Origin of the sequence: Salegentibacter sp. BDJ18 (genome assembly GCF_017579965.1) — a bacterium.
Classification (GTDB): domain Bacteria; phylum Bacteroidota; class Bacteroidia; order Flavobacteriales; family Flavobacteriaceae; genus Salegentibacter.
In genome coordinates this window covers 59929-76802 of the sequence record NZ_JAFLQX010000005.1, presented here as the reverse complement: position 1 = coordinate 76802, position 16874 = coordinate 59929, and the positions used below count along the sequence as shown (strand labels likewise).

Genomic DNA, 16874 nt, shown 5'->3' with positions numbered 1-16874 from the left:
ACTTAAAAAGGCAAATCGTCTTCCTCTTCTTCTTTCGCCATAGATTGATTGGCAAAATTATCATTTTTAGGCGTGTTTTGTTGATTTTGAGACGGGGAATTTTGCTGTTGCATATTTCCGCCTCCTTCGCTCTCTCCTTTTGGAGTTAAAAAGGTAAATTCCGTACACTGTATTTCGGTAGTGTAACGGTCATTTCCCTGGTCGTCCTGCCATTTACGGGTTTTAATTCTACCTTCAATAAAAACTTTATCGCCTTTTTTAAGGTATTTCTCACAAATTTCGGCTGCTTTATTACGCACCACAATGTTGTGCCATTCGGTATTAGTAACACGCTCGTTAGTTGTGCGGTTGGTATAAGTCTCGTTGGTAGCCAGCGGAAATCGCCCTATAGCGCCACCGCCTTCAAAATAATGCATTTTCACGTCGTCCCCCGTATGCCCAATTAGCATTACTTTGTTTAATGTACCTGTCATCTCTATTAATTATTTTTTGAGCCCAAAAAGGCTATTTATTTACACCCTAAAATACTGAAAAATTTATTGCTAATTAAAGCTAAACCCTATAAAACTTTAAACAATTTATAAGGAATAGGTTTCCAGCGCAGTTTCTTCAAGGAAATTAGCAATTAAAACCGGCACCGGATAATCTTTTACATTCTTTACAGGAATTCCCTCTTCTCCTACACTTTCAGCTTTCACCCACCAAAAATGCGTATAAATATGCTGGTGGGAAAGCTTATGAACCACCGGTTTCATATTATGAAGTTCTAATGACAATTTCTGTTCACCAAGAATTTCGTTTATTTTTTCTTCGGAAGGAAAAGCGCCTTCGCTTACCGGTTTTTCGGTTTCAATTAATGGAAATTCATATAAACCATTCCAAATTCCCTTTCCTGTTCTTTGCTGAAGCAGGGTTTTATTTTCTTCAGAATAAACCACCAAATAATTAAAATAGCGTTTTTTCACTTTAGTTTTCTTCAGCTTTACCGGTAACTCTTTTATTTTATTCTTCTGCAAGGCCAAACAGCCTGAACTTAAAGGGCAACTTTCACAAAGTGGGTTTCGAGGTTTACACTGCAGCGCGCCAAATTCCATTAAAGCCTGGTTAAAACTCGATGGATCTTTTTCATCCAACAACTCAGAAGCCAGGGCTTTGAATTCCTTAATTCCGGCAGTAGAATTTATTGGGGTTTCAATATCAAAAAAACGAGATAAAACCCTGTAAACATTGCCATCTACCACCGCAACCGGCTCATGATAACAAATTGAAGCAATGGCGGCGGCGGTATAATCACCTACACCTTTTAGTTTTTTGAGATCTTTATAAGAATCGGGAAACACACCATTTAATTCTTCAGCAACATATTTAGCGGTTTCGTGAAGATTCCTTGCCCGGGAATAATATCCCAAACCCTGCCAGAGTTTCAGCACTTTTTCTTGCGGCGCTGCAGCAAGATCAAAAACACTGGGAAACGAGCTTGTAAAACGCTTATAATATGGTAAACCCTGCTCTATTCGTGTTTGTTGTAACATAATTTCACTGAGCCAAATATGATAAGGATCGCTGGTTTTGCGCCAGGGCAATTCGCGCTTGTTTTTTAAATACCAATCAATCAACACTTTAGAAAATACCATATATAAAATAGACTTGGTGCAATATTAAAAGTTTATTCCGTTATTATTTAATGAATTAGGCTTGAAATATTGTAGATTTAATTCTTATATTTGCGCCCTTGAAAAAACAGAAATCCCAATTTATAATATTAAATAGCACGAAAATGACGAAAGCAGATATTGTAGCGAACATCTCAGAAAAATTAGGAATGGAAAAAGGTGATGTTCAAGCTACTATTGAAACCTTCATGGATGAGGTTAAAACTTCATTAGAAAGTGGAGACAACGTATATTTAAGAGGCTTTGGAAGCTTTGTTGTAAAAACAAGAGCTGAAAAAACCGGAAGAAATATCTCTAAAAACACTACTATTAAGATTCCCGCCCACAACATCCCGGCTTTTAAACCTGCCAAGATTTTTGTTGAAGGAGTTAAAACTAACGTTGAAGTTAAGTAATTTGAAACTGAAGCCCAGTTTCTTTATAAAATAAATTATTAATTAAAAAGTAACACTATGCCAAGTGGTAAAAAAAGAAAAAGACATAAGGTAGCTACGCACAAGCGTAAAAAAAGAAACAGAGCTAACCGCCACAAGAAAAAGTAGTTTTCATACTACTTTTTTTGTTTAAAACGTTCATTGAAATTGAAACCCTGCTTATTACCTAACAAGTTTTAGGGTTTCTTCAGGATTAAAAAACCTGTGATAAAATAATGTTTAATCCATCCCGACTTATTCGGGACAAAAATCTAATAGAGTGGACAAAGAATTAATTATACGGTCCGGAACCTCTGCTGTAGATTTTGCCTTACAAAAAGATGGAAAACTTATTGAACTCAACAAGGAAGAAGACAGCAACAAATTTAATGTTGGTGATATTTTTATTGCCAAAATTAGAAAAGCTGTACCAGGGTTAAATGCCGCATTTGTAAATGTTGGTTACGAGAAAGATGGTTTTTTACACTATCACGATCTTGGCCCCCAGGTATCTTCCATGCTTAAGTTCATAAAACGTGTAAGCACAGGTAAATTAAAAGATTATTCCTTAAAGAATTTCACATTCGAAAAGGATATTGACAAAGACGGCGTTATTACAGACGTCTTAAAGTCAAATCAGTCGCTATTGGTTCAGGTTGTAAAAGAACCTATTTCTACCAAAGGCCCCAGGATAAGCTCAGAGCTTTCTATTGCGGGTCGTTATATTGTACTGGTACCTTTTTCTAATAGAATTTCAGTTTCACAAAAAATTGAAAGTAAAGAAGAAAAAGACCGGTTAAAAAGATTGGTAAAAAGCATTAAACCCAAAGGTTTTGGGATTATTGTAAGAACCGTAGCCGAAGGCAAAAAAGTAGCAGAACTGGATAGGGACCTTCAAAATTTGATGGGTCGCTGGACAGGAATGTGCAAAAAGATGTATAAGCCACATCATCCCTCTAAAGTATTAGGAGAGTTAAACAGGGCATCTTCCCTGTTAAGAGATATTTTTAATGACTCTTTTACTTCTATTACCGTAGACGACGAGACGCTTTATACACAAATTAAAGACTATGTGGGCGAAATTGCCCCAAGTAAAGAATCGATTGTTAAGTTATATCAATCTAATGTTCCAATTTTTGAAAAATACGGTATCGAAAGACAAATAAAAACTTCATTTGGGCGCACCGTCTCTATGAGCAAAGGCGCCTACCTGGTAATAGAACATACAGAGGCTATGCACGTTATAGACGTAAATAGTGGTAACCGTTCTAACAAATCCAGAAACCAGGAGGATACTGCATTAGAGGTGAACATGATTAGCGCCACAGAAATAGCCCGGCAATTAAGATTGCGTGATATGGGTGGCATAATCGTGGTAGACTTCATAGACATGGGAAAAGCCGAAAACCGCAAAACCCTGTTTGATCACCTTAGGAACGAAATGAGTGACGACCGTGCAAAACATAAAATTTTGCCACCGAGTAAATTCGGGTTGATACAAATTACAAGACAACGCGTAAGGCCGGAAATGAATATTAAAACCCGCGAGGAAAACCCTAACGGAACTGGTGAAATTGAAGCACCAATACTTTTAATAAACAAAATAAAAACCGACCTGGAAAAACTCATTAAGAAAGATCACAAAAAGATCACTTTGAGTGCGCATCCATTTATTGCAGCCTTTTTAACTAAAGGCTTTCCATCTCCCCGCTCCCAATGGTTTTTAGACCATAAGCGCTGGGTGAAAATTTTACCAAGAGACGCTTACACGTATATGGAATATCATTTTCACGATAAAGAAGGAAATGAAATCCTTTAAAATAAACGCCTTTCGTTAATTCGGAAGGCGTTTTTTTATGCGCTATTCTGAAATTTACATTTTGATATTTCCTACTTGAAAAAGTTTTAATTTTGAATCTTAATTCCCGAATTTTTAACTCTTGAAAGAATCTCAACAATCTTATACCGTAAAAGAAGCAACCATAAAACTGATGCAGTTCTGCGCATACCGCGACCGTTGCCATAAAGAAGTAGAAGAAAAACTGAGAGAAATGAAGATGATTCCCGCTGCGCAAGAACAAATTATTATGGAGTTAATGCAGGAAAACTTTTTAAATGAAGAACGGTTCGCGCGTAGTTTTGTTAGAGGAAAATTCAGGATAAAAAAATGGGGTAAAATAAAGATCAAACAGGAATTGAAATTTAAAGAGATTTCTACTCCAATAATCAAACTCGCCCTTACCGAAATAGATGAGCAGAAATATATCGCTACAATTTACGAGATAGCTGAAAAGAAAATGAAGCTCTTAAAAGAACCCGATAAATTTAAGAAGAAAAAGAAATTAGCCGATTTCCTGCTTCGGAAGGGTTACGAGAGTAATTTGGTGTACGAAGCAACAAACGAGCTCTTAGAGTGATTCTTAAAAGCCTACAAACCGTTCAGACTCGCCATCGCGACCAAAGGAACGAAGCGCGGCGATCTTTTGTGGGGAAGGTGAGGAGTGAAAAGTTAACGCTCCATCACTTCGAGTGGCTCGACGTGAGTCGGATGACACTTAAAATATTCGTGAATTCGTGGCTACTAGGCACACAACTATAAATGCTACATAGAAAAAGAGATTTTCACCTCGCTTAAAACTGGAAATGAACTCTAATTTACTTAAACCTTATTCTTCTTATGCGTACGTTCAATTGCCTGTGCATTTTTATAATCTATCCATTTTTGTCCCTTTAGTTTACGCATATAGTTATCAAAATTACGCATCACCACCAGGTTATAGACGGCTTTAGAAAAATTGGTAAGGGTTCTTGGCGTAGCCCTTAAACTCATAGAAAAACCAGGCGTTAAGTAGGTCATTTGGTGCCAGTAACCTTCAGGCATATATAAAGCTTCACCATGTTTTAATTCAGTAACATAGCCTTTAGCCCTTTTTAATACCGGGAATTTTTCAAAATCTGGATTATTAAAATCTATATCTTCCCGGGAAATAAGAGCGTGTGGCACCTTATATAAGTATTTACTTTCTGAAGGCGGATAAATTATACAACGTTTTTTTCCGTGGAAATGAAAATGAAGAATATTAGCAAAATCAATATCGTAATGCATAAAGACTTTAGAATTCTCTCCTCCAAAAAATAAAGTTGGCAACTGTTTTATAAATCTAAGCCCCAGATCTGGAAACCTGAAATCTTTCTGTAAAACCGGCACCTCCTTTAATAAATGATAAAGAAAAATGCGGTAATTTGTAGGTTTTGATTTTAGCAGCTCTATATAATCTGCCATTTTCATTTCGGTATGTGGCTCGTTAAATTTTTGCTCAGACGTTATAGGGCGATCGTCGTAAAGCGGAACCACTTTTTCACCAGCAACCTCGCTAATATAATCTAAATCCCATTTTTGGGTAGCCGGCCAATCATCTACCAAATGCTCTATAACCACAGGTTTTTGGGGCCGCACATAATTTTCTAAAAATTCCTTTTTAGAAATAGTCTTAAGCCTTGCTATGGGTTCTAAATGTAAGCTTTCTTCTTTCTCCATCATTCAATTCCAGCACTTCTGTGCGTATTTTCAATCGCTTTTTTATTCTTGTAATCTATCCAGTCCTGGCCCTTAATCTTACGCATTAAATTATCGTAATTTCGGGTAATAATCAAATTTTTGAGCACTTCGGCAATGCGCCCCGGTTTTTGTGGTAAGGACCTTAACGTCATTGATAAACTTGCGGTCTCATACTTTATAAAATGCCACCACTTACTGGGAATATATAAAGCTTCCCCGTGTTTCAGTCTTGTTTCAAAGCCTTTTGCTTTGGCCAGTGCAGGATATTTCTCAAAATCTGGATTATCCATATTTATTATCTCCATACTCACTATGGAGTGCGGTACATGATACAAAAATTTAGTTTCTGAAGGCGGATAAAGAATCACTCTTTTTTCGCCTACAAAATTGAAATGGAAATTATTAGCAAGATCCATATCATAATGCATCACCACGCTACTACCCTCACCCCCAACAAATAAAACTGGTAACTTTTTAAAGAATTTTACGCCAAGATCTGGATACTTAAAATCATCTATTAACTCCGGACAGTTTTGCAGTAGGTTAAAAAAAAACATCCTAAGATCTGTAGGTCCTTTTTCAAGAATATCTATGTATTCCCGCATAGGAATTTTCTTTGCCGGGCCGTGAGAACTCTGCCTGCCTTTTGCCGGTTTCCCATCATAAAGCGGTACTACAACATCCCCCGCTTTCTCCCTGAAATAATCAAAATCCCATTTTTTTGTGGCTGGCCAGTCGGCAGAAAGTTCTTCAAAAACAACCGGTTTTTCGGGTATAAAATAATCCTTCAAAAATTCTTCTTTTGAAAGCTTTTTAACCCGCGGTATGTCTTGCAGATCCAGTTTCAAGATTTTAAATTTTTAAGCCTTGGCTTTAGATTTTTGCTGAGCTTCTAAATTACGCTCTATCTTATGCCCCGGTCTGGACCATTTTGGTTTTTCGCCTAAATTCTGATATTGAGATTCTTCAGCTGATACACTTTTAGGCTGCTCCTTTTTCTCAAATGCTTTTTGTGGATTCAAACCTAAAGATCTAAACAATTCCATATCCTCGTTTACATCGGGATTTGGGGTAGTAAGCAATTTATCCCCGGCAAAAATTGAATTTGCTCCGGCAAAGAAACACATCGCCTGCCCTTCCCTACTCATTTGAGTTCTTCCGGCAGAAAGTCTAACTTGAGTTTCAGGCATTACAATTCTGGCAGTAGCCACCATTCTTACCATTTCCCAAATAGAAACCGGTTCTTGCTCTTCCATAGGAGTTCCTTCAACAGGAACCAAAGCATTAATCGGCACAGATTCCGGCTGCGGACTTAATGTAGAAAGTGCTACAAGCATTCCTGCCCTGTCATCTGCACTTTCTCCCATTCCTATAATTCCACCGCTACAAACCGTAACATTGGTTTTTCTCACGTTACCGATGGTATCCAGTCTATCCTGGTAACCGCGGGTGGAAATCACTTCTTTATAATATTCTTCCGAAGAATCTAAATTATGGTTATAAGCATACAAACCAGCTTCAGCAAGTCGCTGCGCCTGGTTTTCGGTAATCATCCCAAGTGTACAGCAAACTTCCATATCCAGTTTATTAATGGTTCTTACCATTTCCAAAATCGAATCGAACTCCTTACCGTCCTTTACGTTTCTCCACGCTGCACCCATACAAACCCGAGAACTTCCAGACTCTTTAGCACGTAGCGCCTGGGCTTTAACCTGGTTCACGCTCATAAGGTCGTTTCCTTCAACATTGGTATGATATCTTGCTGCCTGTGGGCAATATCCGCAATCTTCCGGGCAACCGCCGGTTTTAATAGAAAGTAAAGTTGAAACCTGAACGGTGTTAGGATCGTGATTTTTCCTATGCACTGTGGCCGCTTCGTAAAGCAACTCCATTAAAGGTTTATTATATATCTCGAGAATTTCTTCTTTTGTCCAGTTATGTCTTGTGGCCATAAAAAATAGATTTGAAATCAAAAATAAATAAAACTGCGCTTTAATAAGCCTTCAGCGAAGAAAGTTTTCAAAGCTTTCTTTAAAGTTATGATTTCCTACTTATTAATAAAGAAACTGCGTTCCCGCCAAAGCCTACAGCGTTTACCAATATATTTTCCAATTTTGAAGGTGATTTACTGATTTCTGAAAAAGGCACCTCAATAAATTCCTGGTGCTGAAGCATTAAAATCGCCAGTTCTAAATTTAAAATTCCTGAAGCAGCAAACGTATGTCCCAGTTTCCATTTATTACTGGTCATTGCCAGGGTGTTTTCACCAAAGAGTGCTTTTATCGCATTTACTTCAGAAAGGTCTCCTTTTAAGGTTCCGGGGGCGTGCATCACTACCGCGTCAATTTCTGAAAGTTCTTTCTCGCCAATGGCCATTTTCATCGCCTTCTGCAAAGATTCTCCTTTTTCTGAAATTGAAACACTATGTTTTAAAGTTTCCGTTGCGTAGCCTATACCGGTAATTTTTGCAATTGCTTTTTCTGAATTTCCCTTCTGAAGCGCCAATATTCCTGAAGCTTCTCCAAGAATCATTGAATTTCTTTTTTTCTGCATATCCAAAGCGCGACACGGAAAATCAAGATCTTCTGAAGCATAAATTTTCATGGCTTTCATTTGGGCGATTGTAAAAGGGGTTAATGCAGCTTCACTCCCACCGGCAAGGAACTTATCGGCAAAACCGGCCTGCATCCAGGCAATAGCATTTACAACCGAGTGTAAACCGGTTGAGCAGGTTACACTATGAGAAAATTCCGGTCCCTCTGTTTGAAGATCTTGCGAAACCCAGGAAGAAATATTTCCTAAAGTGGTAGAAGGCGAAGCCTGCGTAGCGGCTTTTCCGGTTTCTATAAATTCTTTATGATATTTTTCAAACAATCCGGTAGCACCACGTGAGCTCCCAATATTGATACCAATATTTTTCTCGCTTTTCCACCCGGCTTCTTTTATAGCTTTTCTGGCTGAAAAAATTGCAAATAAAACCGAATCATCCAGTTTTCTATAATTGGGGTTTTCACTTTTAAGTGCTTCAATTTCAGCTTTGAGATTTTCTGGCAAAAAAGCCGCAAAAGCTTCGGTTTCATCAAACCGATGTTTGGAAATAAAATGTTTCGGATTTTTATAATTTTTCCATATTTCCGCAGGAGATTGACCAAGCGCAGAAACAGAACCAAGTGAAGATATAAATACCGGTGATTTCAAAAGCGATTAATTTTCAGCAAAAATAAGGTCTGTTGTTCCAACCACTAAATATTTTCAATAAAAAAAATGAATCAGAAATCCTGCAAGGTTTGAATAACCTTGTAGGTATATTATTATTTTTCAAACTTACGAGGTATAAAAAAACCTCGCAGGAAGGATAGTGGGATAAACCAGTTTAACGCTGATAATAAAGATTTAAAATAGAATCCATCTTTTTTTCGCCTAATAGGATCTTTTGTAATTCTAACTGAATTCCTTCAGAAACAAGATCTATAAGTGGCTGATAAACCTTTTCTACTTTTTGAATTGATTTTTGCAAAATCCCGTCCCATTCTTTATGATAATTTACCAAATCGTCTGGATAAACCTTGGTTCTGGATGTTTTTTCTTTGTACGGTTCAAAAGCTTCATCTAGATTGAGATATCCATAATCGTCGGTTAGCTCTTCACCAATAGCAATATCTCTAACTGCAATTTCAAATCCGTAGGCTGTGGAAAAGCAGTTAGAATTAAAACTATGGTTTACGTATTTCGCCAAATCCCAACAAAGCACCAAATCGCCAAACCGATTGCGAAAAGCATATTTTTCGAGCATTTGCGCACTTTTTGGATGCAATTTTTCTACCTGGGAATTATAAAAAACGTGATCTAAATCGTCCTGAACCCAGGTAATAGTGCCCTCGGGAATTTTTTTAGTAGCCACCACGCCATATCCCACCTGCTCATTTATAAAGCGCAGCTCTGTATCTGGATGCATCATAATCGCAAAATTTTAATTCTAATGTAAACAATTAAAGCTTTGCTTTTAAGACACTTATAAAAGTTTATTTCTAAAACTTTTCCAGAAGATCTTCGATAACAGAATAGATTTTATCCAATTCTAATTGAGTAATTGTAAACGGCGCCAAAATATAAATGGTGTTTCCAAGCGGTCTAAGAAAAACACCTTGGTCCATAAAATGTTTAAAAAGCTGGTTTCTAAGATTACCGTAGCGCTCCATTTTCACATTGAGATCAAAAGCATAGATTACGCCTAATTGCCTGCGATTGGTAACTTTTGGGTGATCTTTTATCTTTTCATCAAAAGCCTGGTGAGATTTTATTACAGCCTGTATTTTCTGTTGAATTTCTTCGGACACCAATAATTCTATTCCAGCAATGGCCGCAGTACATGCCGGTGGGTTTGCAGAATACGTATGCCCGTGAAATAATCCTTTAGAAATATCTTCGTCATAAAAGGCATCGTAAATTTTTTGAGAGCAGGTAGTCAATCCCATTGGTAACAAGCCTGCGGTTAGTGCTTTAGAAAGGCACATCACATCTGGTTTGGTTTCCATATAATCTGAAGCAAAATATTTCCCGGTTTTCCCAAAGCCGGTCATTACTTCATCGGCAACGCAAACAATATCATTTTCTTTGCAAACTTTCAGGATTTCATTTAAGCCAGCAGCATCGTGCATTTTCATTGCCGCCGCACCCTGCACTAAGGGCTCATATATAAATCCTGCAATATTATTTTCTGAAATTAGTTCTTTCAGCTTCGAAATAACTTCTGCATTATTTTCTCCTAACGGAACCGGGATTCGTAAAACTTCAATAAAATGCTCTTCAAAAGCGCCATTATAAACCGAAAGTCCGGAAACCGACATCGCGCCAAAGGTATCGCCGTGAAAACCTTCGTCAAAAGCCAGCATCACATTACGATTATTGCCCTGGTTATGATGATACTGCAAAGCCATCTTTATTCCAATCTCTGTAGCCGTGGAACCATTGTCATTAAAAAACAATTTCTGCTGATTTTCCGGTAAAATCTTTATCAGTTCTTCAGAAAGTTTTACCGCAGGTTCGTGGGTAAACCCGCTAAAAACCACCTGGTCCAGATTTTGCATTTGTGCTGCAACTTTTCCTGTGATATATTCATTGCAATGCCCATACATTGCCGTATACCAGGAAGCGATTCCGTCTAGATATTCGCTGCCATCTTCTGCATAAAGAATACTGCCCTTTGCTTTTACAATAGGTAAAGCTTCCGGGGAAATTTTATGCTGGGTTAGCGGATGCCAAAGGTGTTTTTGATCTCGGGTAACTAAGCTCATTGTTTTTTAATATGAGGAGGTTCTTACTAAAATTAAAATGTCATTGCGATCCCGATTTTTATCGGGAGAAGCAATCTGCAAAGGTCTATAATTCGATGCAGAGATTACTTCACTCCGTTCGTAATGACGTTAAATTTTATTTCAATTTATCTCTAAATAGTTCAGCGTATTCTTTGATCACATTTTGATCAAAATAAGGTTCCTGATCTATTCTTCCCAGAACCTTTACACCGCCCATTTTTTTAATAATCGATTCAGTAGATTTATTTTCTTCGCCTGAAAAAATTATTCCGAAGCAATTTAAGCCGCGAGATTTTAAAGCTTCTATAGTTAATAAAGTATGATTGATACTTCCCAAATAATGGCGAGAAACCAGGATGATGCGATCTTTCGGCTGCATTAAATCGGCTATAGTTTCTTTATCGCTAATTGGAACTAATAAACCACCAGCGCCTTCAATAACTAAATCATCTTTCACTTCAGGTCGTTTTATTTTTTTTGAAGTGATCTTTACTCCATCAATTTCAGCCGCTGCATGCGGGCTCATTGGTGTTTTTAACGCAAAGCTATTTTTATGAAAAACAGTTTTATCGTTAGAAATTAATCTTTCTACTTTATGGCTATCAGAATTATCAAGATCGCCGGCCTGGATAGGTTTCCAGTAATCTGCTTCTAAAGCTTCAGTTAAAATTGCTGAAGCTACTGTTTTCCCAACTTCAGTACCAATACCGGTAACAAAATAAGTATGTTTCATTTATTTATAAATTCTTCTATGCTGGTCATTTTAAAGTAAATTTCTCTTCACAATTTTCGCAATGATAATCGTACTTGTAGTGAATTGGCAGGGCGAAGGTGAGAAATGAAAATAGAAAAGCAAAGAAAGAACGCACATCTTTGATATGGGTATAAACTTTTACGCGAGTGCTATCACAGTTGGGACAAACTACTCTTTCACCTTTGTCATCAAGAGAATAATCGTGAATTTCACTTAAAATTGCCCGGGCTCGTTCTTCATCATCAGCATACACGTTCAATTTTATACCACCAATCGCCTGGCTTACCAGAGGATCGGTATCAATAAGAACCTGGTCTGCCAGGAATACCTCTATGCCTTCAGATTGTAATTTCCCTTTTACAATTTGTGCTTCAGAAGAATACTGAAACCTGGCTATGTTTACAAAAGTGCTCATATGCTTATATATTTTATCCCAAACCGGCAATTAATCACTGGCTTACCTAATCCTGTTACAGCCAATTTCTGGGTTCAGCATCATTCGGGCTTCATGGCAGTAATTTAGTGAGTTTTTTTAAAACCTCCCTGATTTCATTTTCATAATTAAAGGAATGTAAACAAAACCGGAGGCGTTCACTACCTTTTGGCACCGTAGGCGATAAAATGGGTTTTATTTCAAAACCTTCTTGTTTCAAAATTTCTGCTATGTTTTTCACTTTTTCATTCCCCGGAATTATACAACTTTGAATTGCTGAATTACTCGGAATAAAATGTTTTTTAATCTCTAATTCCTCAATTTTATTCCTGAAAAAATGAATATTATTTTTTAGTTGCTGAATTTCTGAAATTCGGTTTGTGAATTCCTGGTAAACCGAGAGAATTGTAGCAACCGAATGAGGCGGCAGAGCCGTTGTAAAAATTAGGCTCCGGGAAAAATTTACCAGGTAATTTTTTAAACCTTTACTTCCTAAAATAACCGCGCCGTGACATCCCGGAGCTTTTCCAAAAGTATTTAAACGCGCGAAAACTTTATCCTGAATTCCTTCTTCCTGAACCAAACCTTCTCCATTTTCGCCAAAAATACCCGTAGCGTGGGCTTCATCTACAATTAAAAAAGCACCCAATTCTTCTGAAATTGTTGCTAATTCTTGTAGCGGCGCCATATCTCCATCCATTGAAAAAACAGATTCAGTTACAATATAAATTTCTGAATTTTCAGGTTGTGAAAGTTTATCGAGCCTGGTTTTGAGATCTTCAATATTATTATGGCGGAATTTATAAGCTTTTGCGTTACTCATTGAAATTCCATCTCTTATAGAAGCGTGAGCCAGTTCATCATAAAAAATAAAATCTCCGCGTTTAGGCACTGAACTGAAAAATCCAATATTAGCATCGTAGCCGGAATTAAAAATTAAAGCGGCTTCAGTTTGATGAAATTCGGCAAGGAAATTTTCGGCTAAATCATAAATTTTATGATTCCCAGAAAGCAACCTGGAACCGGCGGCTCCATTTCTTAAAAGATTATTCTTCTCTAAAATTTGATGCGCCTGATTATAGACTTTTGCAGAAGAAGCTAATCCTAAATAATCGTTTGAGGAAAAATCTATTAATTGAGCGTTCTTTTTTAAAGATCGCAAAGCATTTTCATCCTTTCTCTTCTCTAAACTTTTCGCTAATTTTAAAGGTAATTGCATAGTTCAAAATTACAACTTTAACGAACTAAAAAATATGGAACTGGCAGAATTTAGTCTTAGTATTGGTTTGGCAGCTGTGGCCGGACTTTTTATAGGTATAGAAAGGGAATTTACGGGAAAAAGCGCAGGTTTAAAAACCAATGCTCTTGTGGCCCTGGGTGCTTGTGTTTTTATTTTACTTTCTCTACAATTTCAGGGAGAAGAATTTGTAGATATTACCAGGGTTATTGGCCAGGTGGTTACCGGTATTGGATTTATTGGTGCAGGAACCATTCTTCAGCACGGGAAAAATGTAAAGGGTTTAACTACTGCTGCTACTATTTGGTGTAGTGCCGCCGCTGGTGGGCTCGCTGCTTTACAAATGTATGCCGAACTACTTATAATTTGTATAACAATTGTTGTTATAAATCTAGTTTTTGGGTTTCTGGAAAAGAAACTTATAAGGGGAAAAAGAAAACATGATAATACTGAACACTAAACTACTTTACAATATCATCTTCGTTTCTTGTGTGATCTATGTTATTTTGCGGTGTATCGTCAATTTCACTTTTTAATACGTGAGAATTTCTCTGATATTTTCCTCTAAGATCGTCCATAACGGAGCCTTTCCAGAGTTTTACACCCATAAAATAGGATGCCCTTCCAATTAAGTGTGCACTTACGGGAGCGGTTAGAAAAACAAAAAGAATAATTACAAGGGCGCGGGAAGTAGTAGAAAGATCGTTAAAGAAAACGGCCGTTCCCACTAAAATAAGACCAACACCAAGCGTGGCCGCTTTAGTATTTACCGAAATCCTCATATAAGTATCGGGCATTCTTACGAGTCCTATTGCAGAAAGCAGTACGAACAAGGTTCCTAAAGTGATTAATATTACTATAATTATTGAACTCATTTCTTTCGGTTTCTTTTTTCCAGGTAATATGAGAAAGCCACGGTACTTAAAAAAGCAATTAAAGCCAGGATCATTGCAGTATCTAAAAATGTAGATCTTCCGTGAATAATACTGTAAACTCCAATAATTCCAATACCGGTAGTGATAAGCACATCCAGGGCAATAATTTTATCGGCAATACTGGGACCTTTAATAAATCGGTAAACTATTAGCAGCACCGAAAAGGCCAGGATTGGCAGAATAATATAATATAAATAATCTGTTAGCGTCATCTCAATATTTCCAAAATACGTTTTTCAAATCCGTTTTTAATACTATCGATAAATTCCTCTTTATCGGTTACATACATCGCATGTACATAAAGCACTTTTTTATCGTTAGAGACATCCAGGCTAAGGGTTCCTGGTGTAAGCGAGATCATATTCGCCAAAAATGTAATCCCCAGGTTGCTTTGTATGGTAAGCGGTACTTTTACAATTCCCGGTTTCATTCCATATTTTGGGGTTACAACTTCGTAAGCTACCTGTAGGTTTGCTTTAAATAATTCCCACAGGAAGAAGAAAAAGAAGGCTATCAATTTAGGAATAATAGTAAAATACCGGGCATCACTATTCCCTCTTGTTATCACCCACAGAATAAAGAAATTAAGAACAAAGCCAAAGATATAGTTCTGGAAAGTAAAATCTCCGGTTAGGGCTACCCATACAAAAGTGAGTAATAAATTAGATACAAACCTGCTCTTCATTATTCGGGTGTTTGTGTATTAAGTACTGCGTCTATATATTGTTGATTATCCATTAATTCTGATGCAATTCTAGCTGAAAGCGTTTGAATATGTTCTGCTCCAAAACCTACATATAAGGATACCAGACTTAAAAAAACTATAGGTACTATTATCTGAACTCTCTTTATATTTTTAATTGCATGAAAATACCTGAATTTTGGTCTAACAGGAATCTCTTGTGCCTCTTTCCAAAAAACTTCAGCCCAAAGTTTCGCGATTACAACCAAGGTAATAAAACTTGCAAAGATAATTGCGGCCAGGCTCCAATAACTTCCAGATTCAAAACTGGCAGTAATTAAAGATATTTTAGGCCAAAACCCCGATAAAGGCGGAATCCCAACCAATGAAAATAACGGGATAAACATCAATAAACTCAACTTGGGGTAATTGGCATAAAAACCACCTAAAGCTCGCATGCTATTAGAACCTTTTATTCGGTATATAAGACCACTAATCATAAAAAGATTCGTTTTTACCACAATATCATGCACCAGGTAAAAAATTGCACCTGCAATAGCCACTTCGGTAAACATTCCCAAACCAATAATCATATAACCAATATGACAAATAATTAAATAGGAGAATACCTTCCTTATATTATTCTGAACCAGTGCGCCCAATGCCCCACTAAACAGAGTGAAAATAGCAAGCACCAATAGAATTTGATCGAGGAAAGCATCTCCCACAAAGATTAGGGTAAAAACCCTAATTAAAGCATACACTCCAACTTTAGTAAGTAAACCACCAAAAATTGCTGATACAGCCGAAGGTGGTGTATGGTATGAAGCCGGTAACCAAAAGTATAACGGGAATACCGCCGATTTAATTCCGAAGCCAATTAAAAATAGAATAGCGGTTATCTCCACCAGGGCCCTATTTTCAACAGCTGCTACTTTATTGGCCAGGTCGGCCATATTTAGGCTTCCGGTTAAACCATAAAGCACCGCTATCGCGGTTAAAAAGATTATGGAAGCGAGGAAATTCAGCGTAAAATATTTTACAGCGCCTTCTAATTGCGCTTTTTCGCCCCCAATGGTGATTAATACGAAAGAACTAATAATAATAATTTCAAACCAAACATAGAGGTTAAAGATATCTCCTGTTAGAAATGCCCCGGTTAAACCTAAGAGCAGGAAGTGAAAAATGGGAAAATACCCGAACCTTAAACGATCTCCAATTACAGAACCCGAGGAAAATATGGAAACTGCCAGCCCTGCAATAGAAGTTAGCAAAACCATGGTAATCGCGAAAGTATCGGCGATAAAAGTTATCCCGAATGGAGCCTCCCAACTACCCGCCTGCACGGTTTGAGTTCCATTATTCCAGATATAAGCAAATACACCAATACTTACCGCAAGGTGAATAAGACTTCCCAGCATGCTAATTATTCGCTGCGTATTGATTTTCTTCCAGAAAAACATTAGCAGGATAGCCAATAATAATTGCAGCAGTAAAGGATATAATATTAATTGTTGTGTCATGAATCTTCGTCTGTTGCGTTCATTTCGTCCAGATCATCGGTTTTAACCACTTTATGCGCTCTTTTTACAAGAATAATGGCAAAAGATTGTAAACCAAAACTAATTACGATAGCAGTTAATATTAGAGCCTGCGGAACAGGATCTGCATAAGCTTCTAAAAAAACCTTGGATTCTTCAGGAATAATTGGAGGAGCCCCTCTGGTAATTCTCCCAAGAAGGAAAATTAAGAGGTTGGCACCATTACCTAAAAGAATAATTCCAATAATAAGCTTTACCAAACTTCTGCGTAGCATCATATAAATACCCGCGGCATATAGAATCCCAATAATTATCGCTATAAGAACTTCCAT

At 37.3% G+C, this 16874-nt stretch carries 20 protein-coding genes; 4 read left to right on the top strand and 16 right to left on the bottom strand.

What is annotated here, in order from left to right:
- Positions 1 to 2: 2 nt before the first annotated feature.
- Both ssb and mutY read right to left on the bottom strand, forming a co-directional pair.
- Positions 3 to 473: a single-stranded DNA-binding protein gene (gene ssb, locus J0871_RS05500; RefSeq protein WP_208224089.1), complete on the bottom strand. Its 471-nt coding sequence runs from the start codon at positions 471 to 473 to the stop codon at positions 3 to 5.
- Between the two features lie 105 nt (positions 474 to 578).
- Positions 579 to 1634: an A/G-specific adenine glycosylase gene (mutY, locus tag J0871_RS05495; RefSeq protein WP_208224088.1), complete on the bottom strand. Its 1056-nt coding sequence runs from the start codon at positions 1632 to 1634 to the stop codon at positions 579 to 581.
- Between the two features lie 125 nt (positions 1635 to 1759).
- On the opposite strand from mutY, the gene J0871_RS05490 reads away from it, so the two are divergent.
- The 3 genes from J0871_RS05490 (at position 1760) to J0871_RS05480 (ending at position 4503) form a co-directional block, all read left to right on the top strand.
- The gene (locus tag J0871_RS05490) at positions 1760 to 2068 is read left to right on the top strand and encodes an HU family DNA-binding protein (protein WP_255351554.1); all 309 of its coding nucleotides are present in this window, start codon (positions 1760 to 1762) and stop codon (positions 2066 to 2068) included.
- Between the two features lie 298 nt (positions 2069 to 2366).
- A complete protein-coding gene (locus tag J0871_RS05485) occupies positions 2367 to 3905 on the top strand; it encodes a ribonuclease E/G (protein ID WP_093305838.1) in 1539 nt (512 codons plus the stop codon).
- Between the two features lie 121 nt (positions 3906 to 4026).
- Positions 4027 to 4503 carry a RecX family transcriptional regulator gene (locus J0871_RS05480; protein ID WP_243870398.1) on the top strand — a complete coding sequence of 159 codons (477 nt, stop codon included), beginning with the start codon at positions 4027 to 4029 and terminating at the stop codon, positions 4501 to 4503.
- Positions 4504 to 4745: 242 nt separating this feature from the next.
- Here the strand turns inward: J0871_RS05480 and J0871_RS05475 are convergent, their stop codons facing one another.
- From J0871_RS05475 to J0871_RS05435, 9 genes are all read right to left on the bottom strand, one after another.
- Positions 4746 to 5627, bottom strand: a complete 882-nt coding sequence (locus J0871_RS05475; protein WP_208224087.1) for a cupin-like domain-containing protein — start codon at positions 5625 to 5627, stop codon at positions 4746 to 4748.
- Positions 5624 to 6493, bottom strand: coding sequence for a cupin-like domain-containing protein (locus J0871_RS05470; RefSeq protein WP_208224085.1), 870 nt, complete (start codon positions 6491 to 6493; stop codon positions 5624 to 5626). The genes J0871_RS05475 and J0871_RS05470 overlap by 4 nt, the downstream gene beginning before the upstream one ends.
- A 12-nt stretch (positions 6494 to 6505) precedes the next feature.
- Entirely contained in the window at positions 6506 to 7597 is a 1092-nt protein-coding gene (gene bioB / locus J0871_RS05465) for a biotin synthase BioB (RefSeq protein WP_208224083.1), read from the bottom strand.
- Between the two features lie 85 nt (positions 7598 to 7682).
- On the bottom strand, positions 7683 to 8843 hold the full coding sequence (locus J0871_RS05460; RefSeq protein ID WP_208224081.1) for a beta-ketoacyl synthase N-terminal-like domain-containing protein: 1161 nt from the start codon (positions 8841 to 8843) through the stop codon (positions 7683 to 7685).
- 175 nt (positions 8844 to 9018) lie between these two features.
- Positions 9019 to 9603, bottom strand: coding sequence for an SET domain-containing protein (locus J0871_RS05455; RefSeq protein WP_208224079.1), 585 nt, complete (start codon positions 9601 to 9603; stop codon positions 9019 to 9021).
- A 70-nt stretch (positions 9604 to 9673) separates the two neighbouring features.
- Positions 9674 to 10939 carry an adenosylmethionine--8-amino-7-oxononanoate transaminase gene (bioA, locus tag J0871_RS05450; protein ID WP_208224077.1) on the bottom strand — a complete coding sequence of 422 codons (1266 nt, stop codon included), beginning with the start codon at positions 10937 to 10939 and terminating at the stop codon, positions 9674 to 9676.
- Positions 10940 to 11075: 136 nt separating this feature from the next.
- Positions 11076 to 11693, bottom strand: coding sequence for a dethiobiotin synthase (gene bioD, locus J0871_RS05445; RefSeq protein ID WP_208224074.1), 618 nt, complete (start codon positions 11691 to 11693; stop codon positions 11076 to 11078).
- 25 nt (positions 11694 to 11718) lie between these two features.
- Positions 11719 to 12129: a DUF2007 domain-containing protein gene (locus J0871_RS05440; protein WP_037317669.1), complete on the bottom strand. Its 411-nt coding sequence runs from the start codon at positions 12127 to 12129 to the stop codon at positions 11719 to 11721.
- A 91-nt stretch (positions 12130 to 12220) separates the two neighbouring features.
- Positions 12221 to 13366 (bottom strand): pyridoxal phosphate-dependent aminotransferase family protein, encoded by a 1146-nt coding sequence (locus J0871_RS05435; protein ID WP_208224071.1) that lies wholly within the window; start codon positions 13364 to 13366, stop codon positions 12221 to 12223.
- Between the two features lie 34 nt (positions 13367 to 13400).
- Here J0871_RS05435 and J0871_RS05430 point away from each other — a divergent pair, with 34 nt between their 5' ends.
- Positions 13401 to 13844 (top strand): MgtC/SapB family protein, encoded by a 444-nt coding sequence (locus tag J0871_RS05430; protein ID WP_075325589.1) that lies wholly within the window; start codon positions 13401 to 13403, stop codon positions 13842 to 13844.
- 1 nt (position 13845) lies between these two features.
- Here the strand turns inward: J0871_RS05430 and mnhG are convergent, their stop codons facing one another.
- From mnhG to J0871_RS05405, 5 genes are read right to left on the bottom strand one after another with little or no spacing between them, the layout of a single operon-like run.
- Positions 13846 to 14259, bottom strand: a complete 414-nt coding sequence (gene mnhG, locus J0871_RS05425) for a monovalent cation/H(+) antiporter subunit G (RefSeq protein WP_075325588.1) — start codon at positions 14257 to 14259, stop codon at positions 13846 to 13848.
- Positions 14256 to 14531, bottom strand: coding sequence for a cation:proton antiporter (locus J0871_RS05420; protein ID WP_075325587.1), 276 nt, complete (start codon positions 14529 to 14531; stop codon positions 14256 to 14258). The genes mnhG and J0871_RS05420 overlap by 4 nt, the downstream gene beginning before the upstream one ends.
- Positions 14528 to 15004 carry a Na+/H+ antiporter subunit E gene (locus J0871_RS05415; RefSeq protein ID WP_075325586.1) on the bottom strand — a complete coding sequence of 159 codons (477 nt, stop codon included), beginning with the start codon at positions 15002 to 15004 and terminating at the stop codon, positions 14528 to 14530. The genes J0871_RS05420 and J0871_RS05415 overlap by 4 nt, the downstream gene beginning before the upstream one ends.
- Positions 15004 to 16524: a proton-conducting transporter membrane subunit gene (locus J0871_RS05410; protein ID WP_208224069.1), complete on the bottom strand. Its 1521-nt coding sequence runs from the start codon at positions 16522 to 16524 to the stop codon at positions 15004 to 15006. The genes J0871_RS05415 and J0871_RS05410 overlap by 1 nt, the downstream gene beginning before the upstream one ends.
- Positions 16521 to 16874 (bottom strand): Na+/H+ antiporter subunit C, encoded by a 354-nt coding sequence (locus J0871_RS05405; RefSeq protein WP_208224065.1) that lies wholly within the window; start codon positions 16872 to 16874, stop codon positions 16521 to 16523. Before J0871_RS05405 ends, J0871_RS05410 begins: the two co-directional genes overlap by 4 nt.